This window comes from Actinomadura sp. KC216, from assembly GCF_004348535.1.
Taxonomy (GTDB): domain Bacteria; phylum Actinomycetota; class Actinomycetes; order Streptosporangiales; family Streptosporangiaceae; genus Spirillospora.
The window spans coordinates 1-7,853 of record NZ_SMJX01000363.1 but is presented as its reverse complement, the minus strand read 5'-3'; the positions used below and the strand labels follow the sequence as shown (position 1 = coordinate 7,853).

At 65.2% G+C, this 7,853-nt stretch carries 11 protein-coding genes; 5 read left to right on the top strand and 6 right to left on the bottom strand.

The genetic code is table 11. The features are described 5' to 3' along the window. From E1264_RS44080 to E1264_RS36985, 3 genes are all read left to right on the top strand, one after another. On the top strand, nucleotides 1–348 hold a 348-nt coding region (locus tag E1264_RS44080), incomplete at its 5' end, for a hypothetical protein (RefSeq protein ID WP_207936741.1). 294 nt (nucleotides 349–642) lie between these two features. Next, on the top strand, nucleotides 643–1,221 hold the full coding sequence (locus E1264_RS36990) for a DUF5919 domain-containing protein (RefSeq protein WP_243711403.1): 579 nt from the start codon (nucleotides 643–645) through the stop codon (nucleotides 1,219–1,221). Between the two features lie 128 nt (nucleotides 1,222–1,349). After that, on the top strand, nucleotides 1,350–1,895 hold the full coding sequence (locus tag E1264_RS36985; RefSeq protein ID WP_132181260.1) for a CYTH domain-containing protein: 546 nt from the start codon (nucleotides 1,350–1,352) through the stop codon (nucleotides 1,893–1,895). A 10-nt stretch (nucleotides 1,896–1,905) separates the two neighbouring features. Here the strand turns inward: E1264_RS36985 and E1264_RS36980 are convergent, their stop codons facing one another. The 5 genes from E1264_RS36980 to E1264_RS36960 are packed head-to-tail and all read right to left on the bottom strand — an operon-like array spanning nucleotide 1,906 to nucleotide 5,343. Continuing rightward, nucleotides 1,906–2,700: an endonuclease/exonuclease/phosphatase family protein gene (locus E1264_RS36980; protein WP_132181258.1), complete on the bottom strand. Its 795-nt coding sequence runs from the start codon at nucleotides 2,698–2,700 to the stop codon at nucleotides 1,906–1,908. A 17-nt stretch (nucleotides 2,701–2,717) separates the two neighbouring features. Next, nucleotides 2,718–3,317 carry a dTMP kinase gene (gene tmk / locus E1264_RS36975; protein WP_132181256.1) on the bottom strand — a complete coding sequence of 200 codons (600 nt, stop codon included), beginning with the start codon at nucleotides 3,315–3,317 and terminating at the stop codon, nucleotides 2,718–2,720. Beyond that, entirely contained in the window at nucleotides 3,314–4,417 is a 1,104-nt protein-coding gene (locus E1264_RS36970) for a radical SAM protein (RefSeq protein ID WP_132181254.1), read from the bottom strand. The genes tmk and E1264_RS36970 overlap by 4 nt, the downstream gene beginning before the upstream one ends. Nucleotides 4,418–4,457: 40 nt before the next feature. Continuing rightward, nucleotides 4,458–4,844, bottom strand: coding sequence for a hypothetical protein (locus tag E1264_RS36965; protein ID WP_132181252.1), 387 nt, complete (start codon nucleotides 4,842–4,844; stop codon nucleotides 4,458–4,460). Between the two features lie 49 nt (nucleotides 4,845–4,893). Then, nucleotides 4,894–5,343 carry an ATP-binding protein gene (locus E1264_RS36960; protein ID WP_165964569.1) on the bottom strand — a complete coding sequence of 150 codons (450 nt, stop codon included), beginning with the start codon at nucleotides 5,341–5,343 and terminating at the stop codon, nucleotides 4,894–4,896. Nucleotides 5,344–5,746: 403 nt separating this feature from the next. On the opposite strand from E1264_RS36960, the gene E1264_RS36955 reads away from it, so the two are divergent. Both E1264_RS36955 and E1264_RS36950 read left to right on the top strand, forming a co-directional pair. Beyond that, nucleotides 5,747–6,514 carry a GntR family transcriptional regulator gene (locus E1264_RS36955; RefSeq protein WP_132181248.1) on the top strand — a complete coding sequence of 256 codons (768 nt, stop codon included), beginning with the start codon at nucleotides 5,747–5,749 and terminating at the stop codon, nucleotides 6,512–6,514. 19 nt (nucleotides 6,515–6,533) lie between these two features. Beyond that, nucleotides 6,534–7,184 carry a YdcF family protein gene (locus E1264_RS36950; RefSeq protein ID WP_243711404.1) on the top strand — a complete coding sequence of 217 codons (651 nt, stop codon included), beginning with the start codon at nucleotides 6,534–6,536 and terminating at the stop codon, nucleotides 7,182–7,184. Between the two features lie 70 nt (nucleotides 7,185–7,254). Here E1264_RS36950 and E1264_RS36945 read toward each other — a convergent pair whose 3' ends face one another. Then, the gene (locus tag E1264_RS36945) at nucleotides 7,255–7,443 is read right to left on the bottom strand and encodes a hypothetical protein (protein WP_132181244.1); all 189 of its coding nucleotides are present in this window, start codon (nucleotides 7,441–7,443) and stop codon (nucleotides 7,255–7,257) included. Between the last annotated feature and the right edge of the window lie 410 nt (nucleotides 7,444–7,853).

The window sequence follows — 7,853 nt, the reverse complement described above, 5'->3', positions numbered from 1 at the left end:
GCCTCACGCGAGAACCGCACCCGGATCTCCCGCCCGGGCGTGTGCCGGATCGCGTTCGTCACCAACTCGCTCGCGATCAGCGTCACGTCGTCGCACAGCACGTCCAGCCCCCACGAGACCAGCCGCAACTCCACCAACGTCCGAACCCGCCCCGGCACGGTCTCCGCGGCCAAGCACGTCAGGCCCAGCCCGGCCTCCGGCACCTCGCCGATCGGACCGCACCCCATCACGCCCACCGCGGCATCACCACGGCCCGCACCTGCGATGTGGCATGCCCCCGGGAACCACCTTCCGGTCAAGGGCTCGGCCGGCGAGGCGATCGCCGCGTCCGGGCTCGTCGTGCTGTGAGGTGTGTCGAGGATGCGCCCGTGCAGCCGGACGCCGGAACTCCGTTCCCAGGACGTCCAGGACGCTTTCGAGTTAGCGTCGACGACGTCCGAGCCGTCCAGCCGAGGGGGTGCAGGTGTGCCGAACGACGCGCTACGACAGGCCATGACGAATGCGAGACTGACAGAGCAGGAACTCGCCGAAGCTTGTCAAGTGGACGTCAAGACCGTGGCCCGGTGGGTAGCCGAAGAAGATCGCACACCGCACCCGCGTCACCGCTGGGCAGCCTCGGACGCCTTGGGAGTTGATGAGGGCATGTTGTGGCCTGACGCCATCCGCAAGAACGTCAAAACAGGACCCGACCGCGAGATCGCGGCGGTGTACCCCTACCGCTCCGCCTGCCCCAAGACCGTCTGGCGCCGCCTCATCGGGGAGGCGAGCAAGGAACTGACCTTCGCCGGCTACACGAACTACTTCCTGTGGCTGGAGATCCCCAACCTGCGGACCGTCCTGCGCCGCAAGGCCGAAGGCGGCTGCCGCGTGAGGTTCCTGGTCGGAGACCCCGACAGCGAGGTCACGCGGCACCGCGAGCGACTCGAAGCGGTCCCGCTCACCGTGAGCACCCGCATCAAGATCACCCTGGACGAGCTCTCCAGGATCGCGGACGTGCCCGGCATCGAGGCGCGCTACGGCGACGACCACATCGCCATGAGCGTCTTCGTCTTCGACGACGAGATGCTCGTGACCCCGCACCTGGCACACCTGGTCGGGCACGACTCCCCGATGCTCCACATAAAACGCCACCAGGACGACGGCCTCTACGACCGTTTCGCCTACCACGTCACCGAACTCTGGAACACTGGCCGCCCCATCACCACATTCACCCCCCAATAACCGCACGTGGCGTGCCACTGCCACAAACCCACCTGACCCACCCAAGTCGTTCCCTTGGACCGTGGTGACACAGCGGTCTCCCGCTAGGCTCTGCTGGTTCCGCACCCGCGGCAGGGAGCTCAGGGAAAATGCAAGAGATCGAGGTCAAGTACCGGGTGATCGACGAAGACCGCTTGGTACGTGCGCTCACCGACCAGGGTGTGAAGTTGTCCGATGCGGTCCACCAGGACGATCAGGCCTACGCCCCGGAGTGGTGGGATTATGGCCAGCCGAAGGCCGGTGTCCCCTTCGCAAGACTCCGAACCGTCGGTGACCAGCACCTCTTGACCGTCAAGACGCCCCAGGACAATGAGTTGGCCTGCCTGGAAGCCGAGACGGTCGTCGCCGATGCCAAGCAGATGCACGCCGCTCTGCTGCTGATGGGATTCCGTCCGACAGTCCGCATCGTCAAGGAGCGCCGGAGGGGCCAGGCCGGGAACATGGCGCTGTGCCTGGACGACGTCCGAGACGCGGGATTGTTCTTCGAGATCGAGACCGTCCTCGGCGATGCGGAATCCGGCACCGTCGCCCAGGCTCGGCTGGACGCGTGGGCGAATGGTCTAGACGCCAAGTTGGAGCGCGTCACCGAGACCTACGACTCAGTCGTACGCGCGAACCAGCAGTGCATCGGCTGAGGCGGGCCGATCAGAACAACGCGCCAACGCTGGACGGATCGGCTGTTGCCAGCAACTTGGGGACGACTCTGAGACTCATGGTGACCGCCGCATGATCGGTGAGCTTGCCTTCGCGAGTCTCGTGCAGGTACCGGCATCCGGAAACCAGCCCAGCAACCGCCACACCGGTGTGCAGGTAGTCGTATCGATACCCGTCTCCGGTACGGCCGATCCACGAGTGGGCTTGCTCACCGGGGTGAACGCGTGCGTACGCGTCCGCATAGCCGCTGGCCTCCAGCCGCTCCAGCAGCCCGTACTCGAACGGCAGAAACCCACGGTGGCGTGGCTGGTGATCGCGAGCGATGACGTTGTAGTCGCCGCCCAGGACGGTATGTGACGCCAAGTCCGACGGCAGCGCGTCCAACGCATCCAAGAGGGTCGCGATGAACATCTGTTTGCGTGCGGTCTTGGACTCGCTTCGATCCCTGCTCGGCACATAGACCGACACCACAAAGACCTGAGGATCGCTGTCCAGCAGACAGGCGGCGACCCGGCCAGGAACCGACACGCCCGCCAGCCACCTCGGATCAGCAGCCAAGGTCTTCGCCCGACTGACCAGAGCAGCGCCACGATCTCCCTCATCCGCGGCCTTGATCACCGTCCAGCCGCCCTGGCGGAATTGATCCAGCAGATAGGCGGTCCCTGGCCCGGCGCTGGTCTCGGTCAGTAGCAGCACATCTTCGGACCGCTTTGACAGCCAGCCCAAGAGTGCTTCAGCCCGGGGGCGCGCCGCCGCGCCCAGGTTAAGGGTCAAGACGGACAGCATGCCTTGGCCAGTCTCCCTCACAACCCCAAGGGGTCGATCTTTCTCAGCATCCCCGCAAGAACTCCTGCGGGATTCATACCACGACAGTCGATCCGCGCCTGCCGCCATCGGTGCCACCGCAGGAAGCGGTACGCTCCCCTGTAGAGTTCCAGTTCCCGTGCTGGAGAGCAACACTTCTCGAATCTGCTGAGGGTCCCGCGTTCCTCCAGCCGTCCCGTGATGATCTCCGGGTCCTCTTCCAAATAAATGGTCAGGGACGGACGCGGCGCGAAATCGTTGAGGCGCCATATCTCCGAGAGCCGGAACCCATCGAGGCGTTGCAAGACCAGGGACGAGGGCACGTATCGGTCACTGACCACCATCCTTCCCTCGCGGAGGGCGGGAGTGATCTCGTTCCCCACATGCACCGCGCGGTCAGCGGCTACGGCCAGCGCAAGCGCCCTGCCAGGCAACTCATCCTCGGTTTCACGGATCAAATCTCCCAGCCGCGTCCGGGTGGGTTCGGCGGTCAGGTGTACGCCGTGCCCGCGCGCAGCGAGCCGTGCTGCTAGAAGGCGGGCTCCGGTCGTCTTGCCGACACCGTTTGGCCCCTCAATGACGATGAATGCGGCCGTCATGCCGAATACCGCCCGATCTGCAGCAGTGGCTTGCCGTCAACCACCGGACACTGCTCGACGTCCACGTCACCAATTCGCTCACCTCGTGAGATCAGCGCCGCCGGACATCCCTTCCCACAACCGCTGTTCAACGAGCATGAGCCACAGGTTGCGTTCGAGCCCATGCCCAGGTGTCTGGCCAGGTCGTAGTCGTCCAGATCATCTGCAACGTCACCAGTGAGGATGTTTCCGACGAGGAACTCTGTGTCGGAATACCGTGACAGCGGCGTTCGCGCGGCGAATACGAGGTACGGGCAGACGGCCGTTTCACCGTTCGCGAAGACGTAGATGAGCTTGCCTGCGTCGCAGCCGGCCAGGGGTTTGCCGTCGTTGGGGAATCTGATGTGCACGAGCTCGACGCCTTGCCCTGCGAAGCGCCCAGTGACGTCTCGGATCGCTCGCATTACCTCCCCAGGCGCAGCAAGGCGCCCACGTGACTTCACTCCGCGCCCGAAGGACGACAGCGGATTCATCAGCACGTACTTCGCCCGGACCTCCACTGCAAAAGCGCATGGATCACCGAACTCCTCGGGGTCAGTGAGGGCGTTGGGCGTAGACAGCAGGCCTTGCAGCAGCCCGGCGGCGGCGAACTTACGCGCGGTCTCGACCGTCACCCCGAACGAGGAGGTGTTGCCGCGGAACTTGCCGTGCGAGCCGGGCCGGAAACCGTCGAGGCTGACGTTGACATGGACGTCGCCGAGCTCAGCGAGCTCGGCGATCTGCTCGTCCGTGGTCTGGGTCGCGTTCGTGCAGATGCCCACCGGAAGCCCGGAGCCGGAAACGGCGCGGCATATCGCGATCAGGTCGGGATGGACGAACGGCTCTCCGCCGGTCAGCGTGATGCGCTCGACTCTCGCAGCCTGCAGGCGAGGCAGAACGATTTCCCCGAAGTCGTCCAGGGAAATGTCCGTGCCTTCCTTGGTGGAGGACACGAAGCAGTGAGCGCAGTGCAGATTGCACCGCTCGGTGATCTGGACGAGCGCCTTACGCTCCCCATCGCCCACCGATGTCCGGAAGTAACAAGAGCTGGCTCGCGAATCGACAATCAACGAACGTTTCACCGCAGCCGCACCTTTCCGCTCCAGACCTGGGTTATACGGCTCACCGAGGCCAGGTCCACTCGACGTTGGGGAACATGCGGTACTTCAACAGCCGGTCGATCCGCTCAGCTGCCTGCTTTGCATCGCCGCACGGGGACAGGAGACCGCCGCGTCCCTTTCCTGCCTCGAAGTAGGCCCAGGCACCGCCCGGCGTCGCCCGAACGGTCACCACGGCCCCGACGTCCTCTGCCGCCCCGCTCGCATAGACCCACAGCAGCGGCACCGGAAATCCGTACTCTTCTTTCTCGTACAGTTCCACACACCGCCAGCCTTTTGGCTTGAGCGCGACGACAAGGAGCTCCAGGTTGCGCACCGCCGCCTCGTCCCCGAGGAGGGTCCGCCACCGCAGGACGGCTTGCCACCGCCCGACCGCCTGACGCACGCCCATTTTCGGCACCTTTCCGGGATCTGTTCGCTGCTCAGCTCACACGCACGGGTCAGGCGGTGACGCGCGACCAGACCCACTTCCCCTTCGGGTCGGTCACCGTCACCCCGCACTCGGACGACAACATCTCCACGATCGGAAGCCCTCGACCACCCGTGCCGTCATCGCCTCCCGTCTCCAACGCCGAAGCGTCCGGGGACACGTCACCGGCGACCGTCTCCGGCCCCCGCTTGCGCATCGGCAGGACGTCCGAGGAATCCCACACCGCCAGCAGCACCCCGCCCGCCTCACGCGAGAACCGCACCCGGATCTCCCGCCCGGGCGTGTGCCGGATCGCGTTCGTCACCAACTCGCTCGCGATCAGCGTCACGTCGTCGCACAGCACGTCCAGCCCCCACGAGACCAGCCGCAGCTCCACCAACGTCCGGACCCGCCCCGGCACTGTTCGCGCCGCCAAGCACGTCAGATTCAGCCCGGCATCGGGCACCACGTGCGTGCCCACCGGCCCGCACCGCATCACGACCACCGCGCCAACTGCGACGGCGCCAACGATGGGACGAGCGTCCCTCCTTGCACGACTGCCTGGTGCCCCAGTCGCGCGAGCGGCATGGCCGAAGCGTTCGACGTCTCGCATTCACCACTTTTCATGGCGGGACCCACCTTCCGGTCAAAGCTCGGCCAGCGGGACGATCGCTGCGTCCGGGCTCGTCGTGTCGTGAGGCATCGAGGATGTGCACGCCTCGGGGCTCTATGGCTCGTCAGCCAGCCCCTCCAAACACAACCTCATTAGAGGTAGCTCTATTAGAACACGCGCGCTCTGCCGTGTCAATAGAGGTACCCCTATTGACCTACACTGCTCACATCGACGGTTACCGCTACCGTTAATCCGACACGAGGAGGCAAGTATGGGCATCGGCTACCGCGAGCTGGCCGACATCCTCAGGGATGCCATAAGGCGGGGCGAGTACCTGCCGGGTAGCACGCTGCCCAAACAGGAGGAGCTCGCTCAAGAGCACCGGGTCAACATCAAGACAGTCCGCCAAGCCATCCGGATGCTTGAGGCCGAGGGGCTCGTCACGCCGGTTCGGCGCCGTGGGACCGTGGTCCGGCTGCGACCCCCCATGGAGCGACTGGGCATCGACCGCTACGCCAAGAGCAAGTGGAAGTTCAGCGGTCTGGTCGCGTTCGCCGCGGACCGCGAAGCATCAGGCCGTGAGTGGAAGCCGACCGACCAGACACAGCAGGTCCGCAAGGTGGGAGCGGACGCCGAGGTAGCTGCGGCCTTCGAACTGGAACCGGGTGCCCACGTCTACGAACGGGCCCGCTTGGTGAAGGAGGGCGACACACCGACCCACACCCTTACCAGCTACTACAGACCGGAAGACGTCGAAGGAACACCGCTCGTCGACCCGACGCCAGGGCCTGCCGGTCGAGGCGGAGGGTTCGCTGTTCTCACCCTTCAGGGACTGGAGCCCGACAGCATGACGGAGAGCTTCCACGCCCGCATGCCCACACGAGAAGAAATCGATCTCCTCCAACTGCCTGCCGGAGAACCCGTGATGATCCTTCAGCGCCAGACGTACACGCGCGATGGACGCACGGTCGAGTTCGCGAGGGGCGTCCATGCAGCCTCGCGGTTCTCTTGGTCGTACACGTTCAAGATTCCCGACTGAGGAGCGGTCCTTGCCTGCCGTGCTGCTGCCCGACGCCTACCGTGCCGACGTGGAGACACTGTGGGACTACCACGACATGCACCATGCCATCCGGCTTAGCGACGTTGGAATCGGACTCGGCAGCCATGACCTTGGGGTGGCCACCTTCACGGCGGAGCTCTACCAGAGGGGCATGTTTCCTCGCATCGTCTTCACCGGCGCCAACGCACCAACGACGATCGAGCGGTTCCCACGCGGCGAGGCCGTCCACTACCGCGAACACGCGCTCCAACTTGGTGTTCCCGCCAAGGCCGTCCTTGTCGAGCCCAATGCCACCAACACCGGGCAGAACATCGAGTTCACCCGCAAGCTCCTCACCGACCACGGCATCGAAGTCCGCTCAGCGATCCTGGTCTCTCGGCCGTATCAGCAGCGCCGTGCCTACTCCACCGCCAAGAAGGTGTGGCCAGAGCTTGAGATCATTTGTGCGTCACGACCGCTCTCGCTGGATGAGTACATCGCGAGCATCGGCGATGTCACACGCGTCATCAGCATGCTGGTCGGCGACACCCAACGCATCATGATCTACCCCGAACGGGGATTCGCCATCCCGCAGGAAATCCCGCCGGAGGTCGAAGCGGCCTACGAACGCCTGGTCGAGGCCGGATTCACCAGCAGACTCATACGGTGACTCATCTTGAGGACAGCGAGGCTCGGACCATCCTCGGCGGCCCGGGCCTCAATGCTCAAACAGACATACGTCAGGACTTGCGCCCCAACGCGCGCAACCCCGCCTCCGCCACCTCAGGAGAGACGATCACGGCGACCAGCTCACCGTCCTTCGTCAGAGGAACGGTGTTGCCCGCTTCAACCGTCTGGATGTACAGGTCGAGCGTGCTCTCTAGAAGCGCAGAGTCGGCGTACCGTCGCCCTGGCTGAGGTTCTCTCACGCCGCTCAGCGTAGCCGCCGCCCGCCGACGTCCCGGTTGGCCAGCGGGATCTGGCGGAGGGCTTACCCCTGGCCCGGGTGGGCTGTTCTTCGAAGGCCGCACTTGGCGGGGGTTCTGAGATCGGCCTGGCCGAGTCGCGACCCCGTCGACCATTCATCTGGTGTGCGCGGGTCAGTACGGCAGACGTCAGACGGGCTTCCTCAGGCCTTGCGCCCTCGGCCAGGACACCCAATGAGGAGTCGGACCCTGCACGAACGCCTAGATGGCCTGCGACACTTCCGAGCCGACCATCAGCATCAACGCGGCCACCGCCAGCATGGCCAGCAGCAGCCCACGTTTGTTCAAATGTGGACGAGTTTCTGCACGTTCCCCAGCCCGGCTCTCGTTGGGGAGCGGGCCAGGGGTCAGGG

Coding starts and splice junctions, on each gene's coding strand:
- E1264_RS36990 (WP_243711403.1), top strand. CDS start 643: ATGTTGTGGCCTGACGCCATCCGCAAGAACGTCAAAACAGGACCCGAC.
- E1264_RS36985 (WP_132181260.1), top strand. CDS start 1,350: ATGCAAGAGATCGAGGTCAAGTACCGGGTGATCGACGAAGACCGCTTG.
- E1264_RS36980 (WP_132181258.1), bottom strand. CDS start 2,700: ATGCTGTCCGTCTTGACCCTTAACCTGGGCGCGGCGGCGCGCCCCCGG.
- tmk (WP_132181256.1), bottom strand. CDS start 3,317: ATGACGGCCGCATTCATCGTCATTGAGGGGCCAAACGGTGTCGGCAAG.
- E1264_RS36965 (WP_132181252.1), bottom strand. CDS start 4,844: ATGGGCGTGCGTCAGGCGGTCGGGCGGTGGCAAGCCGTCCTGCGGTGG.
- E1264_RS36955 (WP_132181248.1), top strand. CDS start 5,747: ATGGGCATCGGCTACCGCGAGCTGGCCGACATCCTCAGGGATGCCATA.